At 73.7% G+C, this 15,362-nt stretch carries 18 protein-coding genes; 10 read left to right on the top strand and 8 right to left on the bottom strand.

Annotated elements, in window-relative coordinates:
- Positions 1-46 precede the first annotated feature (46 nt).
- Together V6V47_RS04185 and V6V47_RS04180 are read left to right on the top strand one after the other, a co-directional pair.
- A complete protein-coding gene (locus V6V47_RS04185; protein ID WP_334626610.1) occupies positions 47-301 on the top strand; it encodes a DUF5522 domain-containing protein in 255 nt (84 codons plus the stop codon).
- Between the two features lie 126 nt (positions 302-427).
- A complete protein-coding gene (locus V6V47_RS04180; protein WP_334626609.1) occupies positions 428-976 on the top strand; it encodes a hypothetical protein in 549 nt (182 codons plus the stop codon).
- Positions 977-1,006: 30 nt separating this feature from the next.
- Here V6V47_RS04180 and V6V47_RS04175 read toward each other — a convergent pair whose 3' ends face one another.
- Positions 1,007-1,696 carry a metal-dependent transcriptional regulator gene (locus V6V47_RS04175; RefSeq protein ID WP_334626608.1) on the bottom strand — a complete coding sequence of 230 codons (690 nt, stop codon included), beginning with the start codon at positions 1,694-1,696 and terminating at the stop codon, positions 1,007-1,009.
- 100 nt (positions 1,697-1,796) lie between these two features.
- On the opposite strand from V6V47_RS04175, the gene V6V47_RS04170 reads away from it, so the two are divergent.
- The 3 genes from V6V47_RS04170 to V6V47_RS04160 are packed head-to-tail and all read left to right on the top strand — an operon-like array spanning position 1,797 to position 6,467.
- Entirely contained in the window at positions 1,797-2,657 is an 861-nt protein-coding gene (locus V6V47_RS04170) for a sulfurtransferase (protein WP_334626607.1), read from the top strand.
- A gap of 48 nt (positions 2,658-2,705) precedes the next feature.
- Positions 2,706-3,887, top strand: a complete 1,182-nt coding sequence (locus V6V47_RS04165) for an acetoin utilization protein AcuC (protein ID WP_334626606.1) — start codon at positions 2,706-2,708, stop codon at positions 3,885-3,887.
- A gap of 24 nt (positions 3,888-3,911) precedes the next feature.
- On the top strand, positions 3,912-6,467 hold the full coding sequence (locus tag V6V47_RS04160; protein WP_334626605.1) for a bifunctional acetate--CoA ligase family protein/GNAT family N-acetyltransferase: 2,556 nt from the start codon (positions 3,912-3,914) through the stop codon (positions 6,465-6,467).
- Between the two features lie 66 nt (positions 6,468-6,533).
- Here the strand turns inward: V6V47_RS04160 and sigB are convergent, their stop codons facing one another.
- Positions 6,534-7,550, bottom strand: a complete 1,017-nt coding sequence (gene sigB / locus V6V47_RS04155; RefSeq protein ID WP_442934179.1) for an RNA polymerase sigma factor SigB — start codon at positions 7,548-7,550, stop codon at positions 6,534-6,536.
- 259 nt (positions 7,551-7,809) lie between these two features.
- Between sigB and V6V47_RS04150 the strand changes: the two genes are divergently transcribed.
- A complete protein-coding gene (locus V6V47_RS04150; protein ID WP_334626636.1) occupies positions 7,810-8,598 on the top strand; it encodes a sporulation protein in 789 nt (262 codons plus the stop codon).
- A 131-nt stretch (positions 8,599-8,729) separates the two neighbouring features.
- On the opposite strand, the gene dtd is transcribed toward V6V47_RS04150, so the two are convergent.
- Together dtd and V6V47_RS04140 are read right to left on the bottom strand one after the other, a co-directional pair.
- A complete protein-coding gene (gene dtd / locus V6V47_RS04145; RefSeq protein WP_334626604.1) occupies positions 8,730-9,152 on the bottom strand; it encodes a D-aminoacyl-tRNA deacylase in 423 nt (140 codons plus the stop codon).
- Between the two features lie 40 nt (positions 9,153-9,192).
- A complete protein-coding gene (locus V6V47_RS04140; protein WP_334626603.1) occupies positions 9,193-10,677 on the bottom strand; it encodes a DUF7782 domain-containing protein in 1,485 nt (494 codons plus the stop codon).
- A 147-nt stretch (positions 10,678-10,824) separates the two neighbouring features.
- Here V6V47_RS04140 and V6V47_RS04135 point away from each other — a divergent pair, with 147 nt between their 5' ends.
- Positions 10,825-11,415: an HhH-GPD-type base excision DNA repair protein gene (locus V6V47_RS04135; RefSeq protein ID WP_334626602.1), complete on the top strand. Its 591-nt coding sequence runs from the start codon at positions 10,825-10,827 to the stop codon at positions 11,413-11,415.
- 9 nt (positions 11,416-11,424) lie between these two features.
- Here the strand turns inward: V6V47_RS04135 and V6V47_RS04130 are convergent, their stop codons facing one another.
- Both V6V47_RS04130 and V6V47_RS04125 read right to left on the bottom strand, forming a co-directional pair.
- Positions 11,425-11,736 carry a hypothetical protein gene (locus tag V6V47_RS04130; RefSeq protein ID WP_334626635.1) on the bottom strand — a complete coding sequence of 104 codons (312 nt, stop codon included), beginning with the start codon at positions 11,734-11,736 and terminating at the stop codon, positions 11,425-11,427.
- Between the two features lie 17 nt (positions 11,737-11,753).
- On the bottom strand, positions 11,754-12,038 hold the full coding sequence (locus V6V47_RS04125) for a hypothetical protein (RefSeq protein WP_124816076.1): 285 nt from the start codon (positions 12,036-12,038) through the stop codon (positions 11,754-11,756).
- A gap of 104 nt (positions 12,039-12,142) precedes the next feature.
- Here V6V47_RS04125 and V6V47_RS04120 point away from each other — a divergent pair, with 104 nt between their 5' ends.
- Positions 12,143-12,502, top strand: coding sequence for a DUF3099 domain-containing protein (locus V6V47_RS04120; protein WP_334626601.1), 360 nt, complete (start codon positions 12,143-12,145; stop codon positions 12,500-12,502).
- Between the two features lie 27 nt (positions 12,503-12,529).
- On the opposite strand, the gene V6V47_RS04115 is transcribed toward V6V47_RS04120, so the two are convergent.
- Positions 12,530-13,429, bottom strand: a complete 900-nt coding sequence (locus V6V47_RS04115) for a carbohydrate kinase family protein (RefSeq protein ID WP_334626600.1) — start codon at positions 13,427-13,429, stop codon at positions 12,530-12,532.
- Positions 13,426-14,358 carry a pseudouridine-5'-phosphate glycosidase gene (locus V6V47_RS04110; RefSeq protein WP_334626599.1) on the bottom strand — a complete coding sequence of 311 codons (933 nt, stop codon included), beginning with the start codon at positions 14,356-14,358 and terminating at the stop codon, positions 13,426-13,428. Before V6V47_RS04110 ends, V6V47_RS04115 begins: the two co-directional genes overlap by 4 nt.
- 72 nt (positions 14,359-14,430) lie before the next feature.
- Here V6V47_RS04110 and V6V47_RS04105 point away from each other — a divergent pair, with 72 nt between their 5' ends.
- A complete protein-coding gene (locus V6V47_RS04105; RefSeq protein ID WP_334626598.1) occupies positions 14,431-14,667 on the top strand; it encodes a DUF3039 domain-containing protein in 237 nt (78 codons plus the stop codon).
- 40 nt (positions 14,668-14,707) lie between these two features.
- Positions 14,708-15,352, top strand: coding sequence for a trimeric intracellular cation channel family protein (locus V6V47_RS04100; RefSeq protein ID WP_334626597.1), 645 nt, complete (start codon positions 14,708-14,710; stop codon positions 15,350-15,352).
- Positions 15,353-15,362 lie beyond the last annotated feature (10 nt).

Here is a 15,362-nt window from a genome sequence, read left to right as displayed (position 1 = left end):
TGGCTCCGGCGTGGGCATCCCGCCCGGCGTCCCTAGACTGCTGCGGGTGACCGGAGAGCGACGACCGTTGGCGGACCGGCCGCTCACCGAGCCGCACCCGTCCCGGCTGCCGCCCGAGCACCCCGGTCGGGCCCGGGTCCTCGCCGCGCACGCCGCCGCGCTGGCGGCCGGGGAGCCCGGTTACCTGGACCCGGCGACCGGGCTGTTCGTGCTCAGCGCCGGCTTCCTGGCTCGGCGCGGCACCTGCTGCGGACGCGGTTGTCGGCACTGCCCGTACGTCGACGACCCGCCGTCGGAGTGACCGTTCGCGCACAGTGATGGCGGATGCACCGAATGAGGGGTTCCGTCCGACCCGGACACCCCGTACGGTGGCCGACGGACATCCGGCGGGCGCCTCCCGCCGTCGGTTTGTGGGAGAGGGTGGAACGTGCGCGGGCGGATCGTGGTCGCCGGGCTGGCGGGGCTGCTGGTGAGTGGCTGCGCTGCCGAGGCCGAGCCGGTGGCGGTGCCGCCGCCCGCACCGATCGCGGTGGACGTGCCGGCAGCCTCCTCGGGCGGCGCCTGCCGGCTGCTGGACTTCACGGTGATCGAGCAGTTGGTCAAGGTCCGCTTCGACGTGGCGGCGGCCAGCGAACGTGGTGACACACACAGCTGCGTGGTCCGGGCCGAGAGCGCCACGATGCCGGAGCTGGCCCTCTCCGTGACCGAGACCACGATCGACAAGGCCACCTTCGGCACCGATGTGGTGCCCGACAAGGCGACGAAGGTCACCGGGCTGGGTCAGCAGGCGTACCGGCGGACCGTCGCCGCAGCGGGCGGGCACGGGCCGGTGGCCGAGGTGGGCTGGCTGGCCGCCGACGGGCGACTGGCCACGCTGAGCTGGACCACCGCCCGCGACGTGGAGCGGTCGGCGGCCGAGAAGCTGACCGGCGATCTGGTCGCACTCGCCAAGAAGGTGGACACCCGGGCGTTGTGACGCCCGGGGCCCACCCTGGATTGGCGGTGCTCAGCCTGCGGCGACGAAGACCCGGGAGGCGACCTCGCGGGGCAACCGGACACGGTCGCCCGAGCGGTCGATCGACACCCCGTCGCGCTCCTGGGCCACGGTCACCGTGGCGCCCGGGTCGACACCGGCGGCGTGCAGTTGGCGCAGCACGTCGGCGTCCTTCTGCACGCTCTCGCAGATCCGGCGGACCACCACCGGCCCCGAGAGGCCCGGGAACGCCAGGTTGCGCTCGCCCTCGACCGCCTCAGAGGTCTCCGCCGCCGGCGAGCCCAGCTCCTGTAGCCCGGGGATCGGGTTGCCGTACGGGGAGCGGGTCGGCCGGTTGAGCAGGTCGTACACCCGCTTCTCGACCGCGTCGCTCATCACGTGCTCCCAGCGGCAGGCCTCCTCGTGGGCCTCCTCGTAGGGCATCCCGATGACGTTCACCAGCAGCAGCTCAGCGAGCCGGTGCTTGCGCATCACGGACACGGCGCTGCCGCGACCCTGCTCGGTGAGTGTCAGGTGCCGGTCGCCCTCGACGGTGAGGAGGCCGTCGCGTTCCATCCGGGCGACGGTCTGGCTCACCGTGGGGCCGCTCTGGTGCAGCCGTTCGGCGATCCGGGCGCGCAGCGGCGGCACACCCTCTTCTTCCAGTTCGAGAATGGTGCGTAGGTACATTTCGGTCGTGTCGACCAGGTCGTGAGACTTCATGACGTCAGCGGCCCTCCGGTGCACGATGCTACCCCGGCGAAGGTCGATCGACCGCAGCCGAACCGCGTGGTGACGACCCGAATAGTGTTGGATGGTCGCCATGTCCGGTACCCAGGAGCTGCTGGTCGAGGTGGACCGGCTCGCCGCCGAGCTCGACCACGCCGACCCGCCCACCCTGCTCGACGTCCGCTGGCGGCTCACCGGCCCACCCGGCCGCGACGACTACCTGGTCAACCACCTGCCGGGTGCGGTCTTCGTGGATCTGGACACCGCGTTCTGCGGGCCGCCCGGGGCCGGCGGCCGGCACCCACTGCCCGATCCACCCGCGCTGCAGGCCACGTTGCGGGCCGCCGGCGTCCGGGCCGGTCACCCCGTGGTGGTGTACGACGGCGGCGACGGGCTGGCCGCCGCCCGCGCCTGGTGGACGCTGCGCTGGGCCGGGCTCCGCCAGGTCCGCGTGCTGCACGGCGGCTTCCCGGCCTGGGTCGCCGCCGGCCGGGCCGTCTCCAGTGCGGCGTCCGCCCCGGCCTCCGGCGACGTCGAGGTACGCCCCGGAGCGTTGCCGGTGCTGGACGCGGGGCAGGCCGCCGCGCTGGCAACCGCGGACGACGCCGTGCTGCTGGATGTGCGGGCGGCACCGCGCTACCGGGGTGAGGTCGAGCCGATCGACCCGATCGCCGGGCACGTGCCGGGTGCGGCGAACCTGCCCGCTCCCGAGTACGTCGGCCCGGACGGGCGCTTCGCCGCCGCCGACGTGCTGCGCGAGCGGTTCGCCGCCGCCGGGGTGACCGAGGCGACACCCGTCGGGGCGTACTGCGGCTCCGGGGTGACCGCCGCGCAGGCGGTGCTCGCACTGCACCTGGCCGGCCGACCGGACGCGGCGCTCTACGTCGGATCGTGGAGCAACTGGGTGGCCGACCCGGTCCGGCCGATCGCCTCCGGGCCGACACCCGGTCCCTGACCAGCGCGTGCGGTGAGCCGCCGACGGTCCTCGTGCGACGATGGGCTCATGTCCGACGACACGGTGGTGGTGTGGGACGAGTCGCTGCTCGCCTACGACATGGGTGACCATCCGCTCGATCCGGTGCGGGTGGAGCTGACCTTCGCCCTCGCCCGCGAGCTGGGCGTCCTGGACCGCCCCGGGGTCCGTCTCGTCAAGCCGGCGCCCGCCGACGACGCCCTGCTCACCCGGGTGCACGATCCGGCCTACCTGGCCGCGGTCCGCTCCGCACCCCGTGACCCGCTCTTCGCCGGGTACGGGCTGGGCACCTCCGACAATCCGGTCTTCGACGGGATGCACGAGTCCAGTGCGCTGATCGCCGGCGCCACCGTCGCGGCCGCCGAGGCGGTCTGGCGGGGCGACGCCCGACGGGCGGTGAACGTGGCTGGCGGCCTGCACCACGCGATGCCCGCCCGGGCCTCCGGTTTCTGCGTCTACAACGACCCGGCGGTGGCCATCGCCCGCCTGCTCGACCTGGGCGCCGAGCGGATCGCGTACGTGGATGTGGACGTGCACCACGGCGACGGCGTCCAGGAGATCTTCTGGGACGACCCGCGGGTGCTCACGGTCAGCCTGCACGAGACCCCGCTCGCGCTCTTCCCCGGCACCGGTTTTCCGGACGAGACCGGCGGCCCGGGCGCGCAGGGCAGCGCGGTCAACCTGCCGCTGCCGCCGGGCATCGACGACGCCGGCTGGCAACGCGCGTTCCACGCGATCGTGCCGTCGGTGCTGCGCGCGTTCCGGCCGCAGGTGCTGGTCAGCCAGTGCGGCGCGGACGGGCACCGGCTGGACCCGCTGGCCGACCTGCACCTGACGGTGGACGGGCAGCGGTCCACGTACCTGGCGCTGCGGGCGCTCGCCGACGAGCTGTGCGACGGCCGTTGGGTGGCCACCGGTGGCGGCGGGTACGCGCTGGTCGAAGTGGTGCCTCGGGCGTGGACCCACCTGCTGGCCGTGGCCACCGGTGACCCGATCGCCCCGGCCACGCTCACCCCGCCGGCCTGGCGGGCGCTGGCCGCCGACCGTCGACCGGGCCGGGAGGTGCCGCTGCGGATGACCGACGACGCCGATCCGTCGTACAAGCCGTGGGAACCGACCGGCGAGCCGAACGCCGTGGACCGGGCCATCGCGGCCACCCGCAAGACGGTCTTCCCGCTGCTCGGGCTCGACCCTCACGATCCGCGCGACTGAGCCGGGCCGGAGGAGGACGCGCCGGTGACGACCGTGGATCCACCGGTGGACGTGCTGCTCAGCGACGGCAGCACGGTCCAACTGCGACCGATATCCCCGGCCGACGCGCCGGACATCGTGGCGATGCACGGCCGCTTCTCCGAGCGCACCCGCTACCTGCGCTACTTCTCGCCGTACCCGCGCATCCCCGAACGGGACCTGATCCGGTTCGTCACGGTCGACCACCGGGACCGGGAGGCGTTCGTGGTGCTGGCCGGCGACCGGATCGTCGCGGTCGGCCGCTACGAGCGGCTCGGCCCGCAGGCGCCGGAGGCGGAGGTGGCCTTCGTGGTGGAGGACGCCCACCAGGGGCGGGGCATCGGCTCGGTGCTGATGGAGCACCTGGCGGACGCCGCCCGACGCAACGGCATCATGAGCTTCGTCGCGGAGGTGCTGCCGGCCAACGGGACGATGCTGCGGGTCTTCGCCGACTTCGGCTACCAGGTCCAGCGCGAGTACGCCGACGGTGTGGTGCACCTGAGCTTCCCGATCGCGCCCACCGAGGCGACGTTGGCGGTGCAGCGCGGCCGGGAGCACCGCACCGAGGCGCGTTCCATCGCACGGCTGCTCGCCCCGCGGGGCATCGCCGTCTACGGCGCCAGCGCGACCGGCCAGGGCGTCGGCGCGGCGGTGCTCGGGCATCTGCGTGACGGCGGTTATCCCGGCGCGGTGGTGCCGGTGCATCCCACCGCGTCGACGGTGGCGGGGCTGCCCGCGTACCCCGCGGCGGTCGACGCCGGCGTCCCGGTGGACCTGGCGCTGGTGGCGGTGCCACCGGAGGCGGCGGCCGAGGTGGTCGCCGACGCGGCCGCCGCCGGGGTGCACGGCCTGGTGGTGATCTCGGCGGGTTTCGCCGAGGCCGGCCCCGAGGGCGCGGCGGCGCAGCGGGCGCTGGTCCGCGCGGCGCACGCCGCCGGGATGCGCGTCGTCGGCCCGAACTGTCTCGGCGTGGCCAACACCGACCCGGCGGTACGCCTCAACGCCACCCTCGCCCCGGCGCTGCCGCCGGCCGGCCGGGTCGGCATCTTCAGCCAGTCCGGGGCGTTCGGGGTGGCGCTGCTCGCCGAGGCCGACCGGCGTGGCCTCGGGCTGTCCAGCTTCGTCTCGGCCGGCAACCGGGCCGACGTCTCCGGCAACGACCTCCTGCAGTACTGGCAGGACGATCCCGGCACCGACGTGATCATGCTGTACCTGGAGACCTTCGGGAATCCGCGCAAGTTCGCCCGGCTGGCTCGGCGGATCGGCCGGGCCAAGCCGGTCGTCGCGCTGGCCTCACCGGCCCGGCCGATCGGGGTGGGCGACAGCGCCGGGCCGGACGAGGCGGCGGTCGCCGCGCTCTTCGCCCAGTCCGGCGTGATCCGGGTGGACACGGTGCCGGAGCTGCTCGACGTCGGCGTGCTGCTGGCCAATCAGCCACTGCCGGCCGGTGGCCGGGTCGGCGTGGTCGGCAACTCCCCGGCGCTCACCGGCCTGGCCGCCACCGCCTGCGTCGGGCAGGGCCTCACCGTGGTCGACGGCTACCCCCGGGACGTGGGGCCGCGCGCCGGTGCCGCCGAGTTCGCCGCCGCGCTGGCCGAGACGGCCGGCGATGACCGGGTGGACGCGCTGGTGGTGGTCTTCGCTCCACCGCTGCCCGGCCAACACGCCGAGGTGGACGCCGACGTCACCGCCGCGCTGCCGGCCGCGCTCGCGCTCGGCAAACCGACCGTGGCGACGTTCCTGGTCGGCCGGCTGCCCGCCGGAGTGCCGGCGTACGGCGGTGTGGAGGAGGCCGTGCGGGCTCTCGCCCGGGTGCACCGGTACGCCGAGTGGCTGCGCCGCCCGCCCGGAGTGGCACCCGAGTTGCCCCGGATCGACCCGGCCGCCGGGCAGGCCGCGCTGCGCGTCGACACCGCCGATCCGGCCGCGCTGCTGGCCGCGTACGGCATCAACGTGGTGGCGTCGGTGCTGGTGGCCTCGGTCGACGGGGCCGTCGACGCGGCGGCGCGGCTGGGTTTCCCGGTGGCGCTGAAGGCTGCCGCCCCCGGGCTGCGGCACCGGCTCGACCTCGGCGCGGTCCGGCTCGACCTGCCCGACGCGCTCGCTGTCCACCGGGCGTACGCCGAGCTGGCGGTGGGCTTCGGCGCGGGCGTGCTGGTCCAGCCGATGGTCGCGCCCGGGGTGGCCTGCGTGGTGGAGCTGGTGGAGGATCCGGCGTTCGGGCCGGTGGTGGGGTTCGGCCTCGGCGGGGTCGCCACCGAGCTGCTCGGTGACCGGGCCTGGCGGGCGGTGCCGTTGACCGACCGGGACGCCGCCGAGCTGGTCGAGGAGCCCCGGGCGGCGCCGCTGCTGCGCGGGCACCGGGGTGCCGCCCCGGTCGACCGGGGCGCCCTGGCCGACCTGCTGCTGCGGGTGGGCCGGCTCGCGGACGAGCAGCCCCGGGTGCGGTCGCTGACCCTCAACCCGGTGCTCGCCCGCCCCGACGGCATCTCGGTCCTGCACGCCCAGGTGCAGGTGGGCGGGGTGGCCGCCCGGCCGGACACCGGCCCCCGCCGGCTCTGAACCGCTCTGCCCCTGACCGCACGGAAGCCCCGGCGAACCGCCAGGGCTTCCGTGCGAACCGGTGCGTCAGCAGGCGTACGCCTCCAGGCGCTGGGCACGCTCCGGAGCCCGCAGCTTCAACAGCGTGACCTTCTCGATCTGCCGGATCCGCTCCCGGGACAGACCGAACTCGCGGCCGACCTCGTCCAGGGTGCGCTGCCGACCGTCGTCCAGCCCGAACCGGAGGCGGATGACCGCCTGCTCCCGCTGGGACAGCGTCGCCAGCACGATGCTCACCTCGTTGCGCAGCTCGCCCTGCGCGGCGGCGTCGCCCGGCTCGTTGCGCGGGTCCACGCTGGCCACGAAGTCACCGAGCGCGCTCTCGCCGTCGTCACCGACGGCCTGGTCCAGGCTGACCGGCTCCCGGTCGTAGGAGATCAGCTCGATGACCTGGAACTCGGGGATGTCCAACGCCGTGGCCACCTCGGCGACCGTGGGTTCGCGGCCCAGCGTGACGGCCAGCTCGCGACGGGCCCGGACCATCCGGTTGACCTGCTCGACCATGTGCACCGGGATGCGGATGGTGCGGGCCTGGTCGGCCATGGCACGGGTGATCGCCTGCCGGATCCACCAGGTGGCGTACGTGGAGAACTTGTAGCCCTTGGCGTAGTCGAACTTCTCCACCGCGCGGATCAGGCCGAGGTTGCCCTCCTGGATCAGGTCGAGGAAGGCCATCCCGCGCCCGGTGTAGCGCTTGGCGATGCTGACCACCAGCCGCAGGTTCGCCTCCAACAGGTGGTCCTTGGCCGCCCGGCCCTCCGCGACGACGAGTTCCAGATCGGCCCGCAGCTCGGGCGAGACCGGGGTGCAGGTGGCCAGCTTCTCGTCGGCGAACAGGCCGGCCTCGATCCGCCGGGCCAGGTCGACCTCCTGCGCCGCGGTCAGCAGCTTCGTCCGGCCGATCCCGTTGAGGTACGCCCGGACCAGGTCGGTGGAGATGCCGCGCTCGTCGGTGGCGTCCAGGTCGGCGAGGACCTCGGTGGCCGCGTCGGTGTCGGTGCTGGCGGCCGTGCGCATCCGGTGTTCCGTCATCTGCAGGACCATCTCTGTCTCTCCCCGTGTCCACGTCTGTGCCGACGTCTCCGGCCCAGTGGTGCCGGTGTGAGACACAGCTTGGCGGGCGGGGCGTGAAACGGGAGTGAGGCGATCGGCCACCCGACAGGAATTCCGTCGGATCGACGGAGGGGAGTGTCGCCGGAATGTGCAACCCGGTGTGTCCTCCCGGTGCCGCCTTGCCCGCCCCGGTTACGGTGCCGACGGTCGGCCAACCCGGGTCGGCCGTGGTCTGGAGGTGGAGGACAGCGTGGTCTTCAAGCGGCTCATGCAGGCGATGGGGGTCGGTGGCCCGTCGGTGGAGACGGTGCTGGCCAATCCCAACTGCCGCCCGGGCACCCAGTTGGAGGGGCGCATCCAAGTGGTCGGCGGTGACCACCAGGTCGACGTCGACCACGTGGCACTCGGCCTGGTCACCCGGGTCGAGGTGGAGAGTGGCGACAACGACTACGACACCACCCAGGAGTTCCACCGTCAGCAGGTCACCGGCGCGTTCCGGCTGGAGCCGGGGCAGCGTTACGACATCCCGTTCCGCTTCGACGTGCCGTGGGAGACCCCGGTCACCGAGCTGTACGGCCAGCACCTGCACGGCATGACGATGGGGCTGCGGACCGAGCTGGAGGTCGCCCGGGCCGTCGACAAGGGTGACCTGGACGCGGTGTCCGTGCACCCGCTGCCGGCGCAGGAGCGGTTGCTGGACGCGTTGCTGCGGCTCGGCTTCCGCTTCGCCCGCGCCGATGTGGAGCGCGGTCACATCTACGGCGTACGGCAGACTCTGCCGTTCTACCAGGAGATCGAGTTCAGCCCGGCACCGCAGTACGCCCGCTCGATCAACCAGCTGGAGGTCACCTTCATCGCCGACGCGCAGCAGATGCAGGTGGTGCTGGAGGTCGACAAGCGCGGCGGTGTCTTCACCGAGGGCCGGGACGCCTTCGGCCGGTTCACGGTCGACCATGCCGCCGCCGACCGCACCGACTGGACCGCCGAACTGGACAACTGGCTCCGCCAGTCCCTGACCCGCCGGGGCCTGTTCTCCTGACCCGCGCCACCCCACCCGACCTTCGCCGGCCCGGACCCACCGGTGATCAAGAGGTTTGCGTCAGAATCCGCCCTGGCGGTGACGCAAACCTCTTGATCACCGCTGAGGGTGCTGGCTGCGGGTGGGTCGGGTCAGAGGTCCAGGAGGAGGGTTCGGGGGCCTATGTTGGTGCTCTGGACCAGCATGTGGGTGCGGAAGCGGCCGGTCTCCACCTTGGCGTTGCGCTGGCGCAGCGCCTCGACGACCTCGGTGACCAGTGGCTCGGCCACTTCGGCCGGTGCCGCCGCCGTCCAGCTCGGACGGCGGCCCTTGCGGGCGTCGCCGTAGAGGGTGAACTGGCTGACCACCAGGATCGGCGCGCCGGTGTCGGCGGCGGACCGCTCGTCGTCCAGGATGCGCAGCTCGTGCACCTTGCGGGCCATCGTCCGGGCGGTCTCGACGGTGTCGGTGTGGGTCACCCCGAGCAGCACCAGCAGGCCGTCCTCGATCGCGCCGACCACCTCGCCGGCCACCGTCACGCTGGCCTGCCCGACCGTCTGCACCACCGCGCGCATCAGCTGACCACCGCTGGAGCCGTCGCGTCGACCGCCCGCATCAGGGGGTCACCGGCTCGATGATGCCGCGCTCCACCAGGTGCGCGACGATCGGACCGGCCGCCTCGGCCAGCTCGTCGGGCTCGACGTCGTGCGCCGCGGCCAGAAGGGCGAGCTGGTCGCGCAGCGGCAGCCGGCCGTCGGCCCCGCCGACCAGCGCCAGCACCAGCGGGTCGATCTCCTCGGTCCAGCGCAGGCCGTTCGGCATCGCGAGGACCTGCCGGTCCACCGCCCAGCCCTCCTCGCCCATGGTGGCCTCCTGGCGCAGTTGGAGACCGTCGGCGGCCCGGTAGCGCTCGGCGAGCAGCGCCCCGGTGTCGCGTACCCCCAGGAAGTCCTGGCGGTCGAACCAGGCGGCGACCTGGTCGCCCAGCGGCGGCTGCACCCGCTGGCGCAGGTCCTCCACCCGCACCACCGGGTCGGCGTGCCCGCCCCGGCGCAGCGACACGATGCCGAAGCCGACGGCCTCTACCTTGTGCGCGTCGAACCAGTCCAGCCATGCGGCCGTCCGCTGCGGGTCGGCGCTCTCGCCGACGTCGGTGAGCCACAGGTCGACGTACGCCATCGGGTCGGCCACCTCGCGCTGGATCACCCAGGCGTCCAGGCCGGTCCCGGCGAACCAGCCCGCCACCCGCTCGTCCCACTCCTCGCCGGCGACGTGCACCCAGTTCGCCAGGTACTGCATGGTGCCGCCCTCGGTGAGCAGGCCGGGCGCGGCGGCGGCCAGCTCGGCGCCGATCGCGTCGCCCACCCGCCCGGAGTCGCGGTAGACGTGCGTGGTCGTGCCCGGGCCCACCACGAACGGCGGGTTGCTCACCACCAGGTCGAAGCGCCGCCCGGCGACCGGTGCGACCATGTCGCCGCGCAGCAGCTCCCAGTCCTGGCCGTTGAGGGCGGCGGTGGTCGCGGCGAAGCGCAGCGCCCGCTCCGAGAGGTCGGTGGCGGTGACCGACCTGGCGTGGGTGGCCAGGTGCAGGGACTGGATGCCGGAGCCGGTGCCCAGGTCGAGTGCGGTGTCGACCGGCCGCCGGATCGTCGCGCCGATCAGCGTGTGGGTCGCCCCGCCGAGACCGAGCACGTGCTCGCCGTGCAGGGGTCGGCCCGGCCGGGCGCTGGCCGGCACGTCGGCGAGCACCCACCAGTCGTCGCCGTACGGCTCCAGGTCGACGCTGGCGCGCAGGCCGTCGCCGTGCTGCTCGACCAGCCCGCCGGCCACCGCGTCCGCCACGCTCAGGGGCGCCAGCGCGGCGGCCACCGCCGTCTCCGACTCGATCTGGTCGCAGATGAACACCCGGATCAGGGTGCCCAGCGGGTCGCGGTCCTCGGTGGCCCGCAGTGCCGCCCGGTAGTCGTTGCGCGCCACCGCGCTGGTGGCCTGCGCGCCGAGCCGGTCGGCGATGCCGTTGCTGGTGAACCCGGCCCGGGTCAGCGCGGTCCGCAGCGCGTCGATGCCAGCGGGGGAGAGCAGCATGTCGTATCCGTCCACCCCGTCATCCTGCCTCTCCGCCCGCCGCGGGTCGCCGCCACCCGCCGCATCCGGTCCGGTCGCGGGTCGGCGGCCGGCCGTAGGTGAGGCCGTCTAGCGAAAGGTCCGGTTGCGCCGGATTTCACCGGTCGATCCGGTCAGGGCAAGATGGCAGGCATGACGCTCGTGCTTCCCATCGACCCGGAGGCCAACCGGCTGCTGGAGCGCAGCCCGCTGGCCCTGCTCCTCGGCATGGTCCTCGACCAGCAGGTGCCGATGGAGAAGGCGTTCTCCTCGCCGTACGTGCTGGTGCAGCGGCTCGGTCATGACCTGGACGCGGCGGAGCTGGCCGGGTACGACCCGCAGGCCCTGCTCGTGCTCTTCACCGGCCCGCCCGCCCTGCACCGGTTCCCCAAGGCGATGGCCGCCCGGGTGCAGGAGGTCTGCCAGGCGTTGGTGGACCGCTACGACGGTGACGCGGCCCGGCTCTGGAACGACGTCGCCGACGGGCCGGAGCTGCTGCGTCGGGTCGCCGAGCTGCCCGGCTTCGGCAAGCAGAAGGCGCAGATCTTCGTGGCGCTGCTCGGCAAGCGGTTCGGGGTGACGCCGCAGGACTGGCGGGAGGCCGCCGGCGGGTACGGCGACCCGGGCGCGTACCGGTCGGTGGCGGACGTCACCGACGTGGACTCGCTGCGCCGGGTGCGGGAGTACAAGCAGCAGATGAAGGCGGCGGCCAAGGCGAAGGCCACCGGCAACTGAGCCGGTCGCTCAGGCGGCGGTGGGGTGGGCCAGCGAGGCCAGCGCGCGCCGGACGTCGGCGAGTGAGACGGTGGCGGAGTCGTCCAGGTCGGCCAGGCCCGTCTCGATCCACTGACGCATCAGCGTGGTGACGCCGATGCCCCGGGCGTCGGCCGCGGCCCGCACCCGCTCGTAGGTCTCCAGCGGCAGCCGGACCGATCGGCTCACCATCGGCTCGTCGGTGTCGGGGGTGGGCAGGTCCGCCGCCGGGCTGTCGTCGATCAGCTCGGCGAGCCGCTCGTCGCCGCTGTGGAACTGCTTGGTCGCGTCGTCACGGTGCATCGTCACGGCCTCCTCATCTACCGAGATCTCCGCACGGCCTCGTCGTAGCGCTTGGACTCCACGTCGCTCAGCTCGCGGGCGGAGAGGATGTCCCAGTCGTTGTCGGTGCCATCAGCCTCGGCGAGCAGCACCGCCAGTCGTCGGCCCCGCCGGCCGGCGGCGTAGACCACCATCACGTCGTCGCCCAGGTGGCGGATCACCCGTCGGGCGCTGTGCAGCGCCTCCCAGACTTCCCCGGGCGTGACGTCGTAGACCCTCAGGTTGGCCAACGCCTCGTCGGTGAAGCTGAACCTGCTGCCCACACCGCGGAGCGTACCACGCACGTAACACGAGGTGTGATGCGTCGAATTTCGCTGATCACGGCCGGGCGGTGACAGGATGAGTCGTAATCCCCTCGAGGAGGTTCATGGTGAAGCGTCAGGCGTACCAGCCGATTCTGATCACCGACGCCTCGCGCAGCCAGAATGATCAGCTCACCAGCCGGCAGCGCCGCTATGTCCTGATGATGGGCATCCGGGTGGCCTGCATCATCGTTGGCGCGATCCTGGTCGGCGTGAACGCACCCCTGCTCTGGCTCTGGCTGCCGCTGTGCGCCCTCGGCATGGTGCTCATCCCGTGGCTCGCCGTGCTGCTGGCCAACGACCGGCCGCCCAAGGAGGAGCACCGGCTGGCCAACCGGTTCCACCCCCGCCAGAAGGACGACACCCCGCCGATGAGCCTCACCGCCGAGGAGCGGTCGCACAAGGTCATCGACGTCGAACCCTGACCCGCGTACGGGCCAGGGTCCGACGCCTCACGGATGCGGCCGGGCACCGATGGTCGAGACGGCCAGAGCGCCCAGCTCGGCGGCCCGGTTCAGGGCCGCCGACGCGGTGGCGCCGCCGAGCCAGGCGGTGAGCAGACCGGCCGCGAAGGCGTCGCCCGCCCCGGTGACGTCCACCACGGCCACCCGTCGGGCCGGGGCCACGCTGACCGGTGCGGTGCGGTCCACCCAGACCGCGCCGGCCGCGCCACGCTTGACCACCACCCGCCGGGCCGCCGCCGTCAGCGCACGCCCCTGCGCCGCCGGGTCCAGGCCGCCGGCCAGCACCGTCGCCTCGTCCGCGTTGACCAGCAGCAGGTCGACGTCGCGTACCCAACTCAGGAAGGCCGCCGCACCGATCCGCCGCAGCGGCGCCGCGGAGGCCGCGTCGACGCTGGTGGTGAGCCCGTGCTCGCGGGCGGCGGCCAACGCCCGCAGCCCGGCGCCGCGCGACCCCACATCCAACAGGGTGTACGCGGACAGGTGCAGGTGCCCAGCGTCGGGCACCGCCGTGAGGGCCCGCTCGACGTGCGCGACGCTCAGCCGCAGGTTCGCGCCCCGCTGGCTGACCATCGTGCGCTCGTCCTCGGTGGCGAGTACGACCACCGTGCCCGTCGCCGTGCCCTCGATCCGCTCGAGCGCGCAGTCCACGCCCGCGCGTTCGAGCTCGGCCGCCCGGTCCCGCCCCGCGTCGTCGTCGCCGATCGCGCCGACCAGCGTCACGTCCACTCCCTGCGCGGCGACCCACGCGGCGGTGTTGGCCGCCTGGCCGCCACCGCTGAAGCGGATCTCGGCCGCGGTGTCCGAGCCGGCCATGAGGGGCCCGGACAGCACCGCGACCACATCGGTGATCACGTCGCCGACGACGATCACCCGGGGCGGTTGGGTCATGCGGGAAGGGCGGTGGTGCGGGCGGCGGCGACCGCGATCCGCGCGGCCAGGTCGGCGTTGCGCAGGATGATCCGGACGTTGACCGCCAGGCTCGCCCCCTCGGTCGCCGAGTGGAAGTGCGCCAGCAGGTAGGGCGTGACGGCCTTGCCGGTCACCCCGTCGCGCTCCAGCCGGGCGAGGCCGTCGGCGAGGGTCCGGTCGTGCAGCTCGGGGTCGAGCTGCTCATCGACCGGCAGCGGGTTGGCGACGAGCAGGCCGCCGGCGTGCACGGCCTGCTGGTCACGGGCGGCGAGCACGGCGGCGATCTGCTCCGGCGACTCCACCGACCAGTCCAGGTCGAAACCGGCGTCGGTCAGGTAGAAGCCCGGGAAGCGGCGGGTCCGGTAGCCCACCACGGCGACCCCGAGGGTCTCCAGCCGCTCCAGCGTCGCACCCACGTCGAGGATCGACTTGACCCCGGCGCAGACCACGGTGATCGGGGTGCGGGCCAGGGTGATCAGGTCCGCCGACTCGTCGAAGGTGTGTTCCGCCTCCCGGTGCACGCCGCCCAGGCCGCCGGTGGCGAACACCCCGATCCCGGCCGCGGCGGCCACCGCGCTGGTCGCGGCCACGGTCGTGGCGCCGTCCGCCCCGGTCGCGGCCGCCACCGCCAGGTCGCGGACCGAGAGCTTGGTCACCCCGTCGACGGTCGCCAGCCGGGTCAGCTGCGCGTCGTCCAGGCCGACCACCAGCTCGCCGGCGATCATGCCGATCGTCGCCGGTACCGCCCCAGCGTCCCGGACCGCCCGCTCGATCTCCCGGGCCACCCGCAGGTTCTCCGGCCTGGGCAGGCCGTGCGAGACAATGGTGCTCTCCAGGGCGACGACGGGCCGGCCGTCGCGCAGGGCGTCGGCCACCTCGGTGCCGAAGCGAATGTGAAAGTCAGTCACGGTCGCCCACCGTACGTTGTTGGACCTTGGCCGGGCTCAAGTGGACCCGGCCGCGGGGAGCTGCCAAACTTGATGGTTGGAGGTGCAGACGTGAGCACAGAGGTTCTCGAGCGTCCGGAGCTGAAGGACGCCGACACCGGTCCCGAAATGTTCCACTACGTCCGCAAGGAGAAGATCGCCGAAAGTGCCGTCATGGGCACCTTCGTCGTCGCGCTCTGCGGCGAGACCTTCCCGGTCACCAAGGCGGCCAAGCCGGGTTCGCCGGTCTGCCCCAAGTGCAAGGAGATCTACGACTCGTACCGCGAGTGAACCCGGGCCGGTGCCCCGGCCCGCGACGTAGCCTGCGGCGGTGACCACCTCCACCGCCCTGCTCCTCGCCGACCTGACCGGGGTGGCGGTGTTCGCCGCGTCCGGGGCCTCGGCGGCGGTGGCCAAACGACTCGACCTGTTCGGCGTCGCGTTCGTCGGTTTCGTGGCCGCCCTCGGCGGTGGGATCTTCCGGGATCTGGTGATCGACGAGTCGCCGCCGCTGGCCTTCGCCGACTGGCGGTACGCCGGCACCGCCGCGATCACCGCGCTCGCCGTCTTCTGGCTCCATCCCCAGCTCGCCCGGCTGCGCACCACGGTGCTGGTGCTGGACGCGGCGGGTCTGGGCCTGTTCACCGTGACCGGCACGCTCAAGGCACTCGACGCGCGGGTGCCGGCGGTGGGTGCCTGCCTGATCGGCATGCTGACCGCGATCGGCGGGGGCCTCGGTCGGGATCTGCTGACCGCCGAGATCCCCGTGGTGCTGCGCCGGGAGATCTACGCGGTGGCCGCGCTGGTCGGCTCGGTCGTCGTGGCGGTGCTCTACCTCGCCGATCAGGCCGGGCCAGCGCCACTCACCGCCGCCGCGGTGCTGGTCTTCGGGCTGCGCCTGGTCGCGCTGCGCCGCCGCTGGTCCGCTCCGGTGGCGACGGCGCGGCCGCCACGGCGTACCGACCGGGAGTGGTGACGCACCCGGG

Origin of the sequence: Micromonospora sp. CPCC 205539, from assembly GCF_036906815.1 — a bacterium.
Taxonomy (GTDB): domain Bacteria; phylum Actinomycetota; class Actinomycetes; order Mycobacteriales; family Micromonosporaceae; genus Micromonospora.
Note: the sequence above shows the minus strand (reverse complement) of the source record. Positions and strands in the feature narration are given on the sequence as shown.

Bases quoted from the DNA above. Each gene is read 5' to 3' on its own strand.
- sigB (WP_442934179.1), bottom strand. From the start codon at position 7,550: ATGGTCCTGCAGATGACGGAACACCGGATGCGCACGGCCGCCAGCACC.
- V6V47_RS04115 (WP_334626600.1), bottom strand. From the start codon at position 13,429: ATGACCCAACCGCCCCGGGTGATCGTCGTCGGCGACGTGATCACCGAT.
- dtd (WP_334626604.1), bottom strand. From the start codon at position 9,152: ATGCGCGCGGTGGTGCAGACGGTCGGGCAGGCCAGCGTGACGGTGGCC.
- V6V47_RS04165 (WP_334626606.1), top strand. From the start codon at position 2,706: ATGTCCGACGACACGGTGGTGGTGTGGGACGAGTCGCTGCTCGCCTAC.
- V6V47_RS04170 (WP_334626607.1), top strand. From the start codon at position 1,797: ATGTCCGGTACCCAGGAGCTGCTGGTCGAGGTGGACCGGCTCGCCGCC.
- V6V47_RS04175 (WP_334626608.1), bottom strand. From the start codon at position 1,696: ATGAAGTCTCACGACCTGGTCGACACGACCGAAATGTACCTACGCACC.
- V6V47_RS04105 (WP_334626598.1), top strand. From the start codon at position 14,431: ATGGTTGGAGGTGCAGACGTGAGCACAGAGGTTCTCGAGCGTCCGGAG.
- V6V47_RS04130 (WP_334626635.1), bottom strand. From the start codon at position 11,736: ATGCACCGTGACGACGCGACCAAGCAGTTCCACAGCGGCGACGAGCGG.
- V6V47_RS04120 (WP_334626601.1), top strand. From the start codon at position 12,143: ATGGTGAAGCGTCAGGCGTACCAGCCGATTCTGATCACCGACGCCTCG.
- V6V47_RS04135 (WP_334626602.1), top strand. From the start codon at position 10,825: ATGGCAGGCATGACGCTCGTGCTTCCCATCGACCCGGAGGCCAACCGG.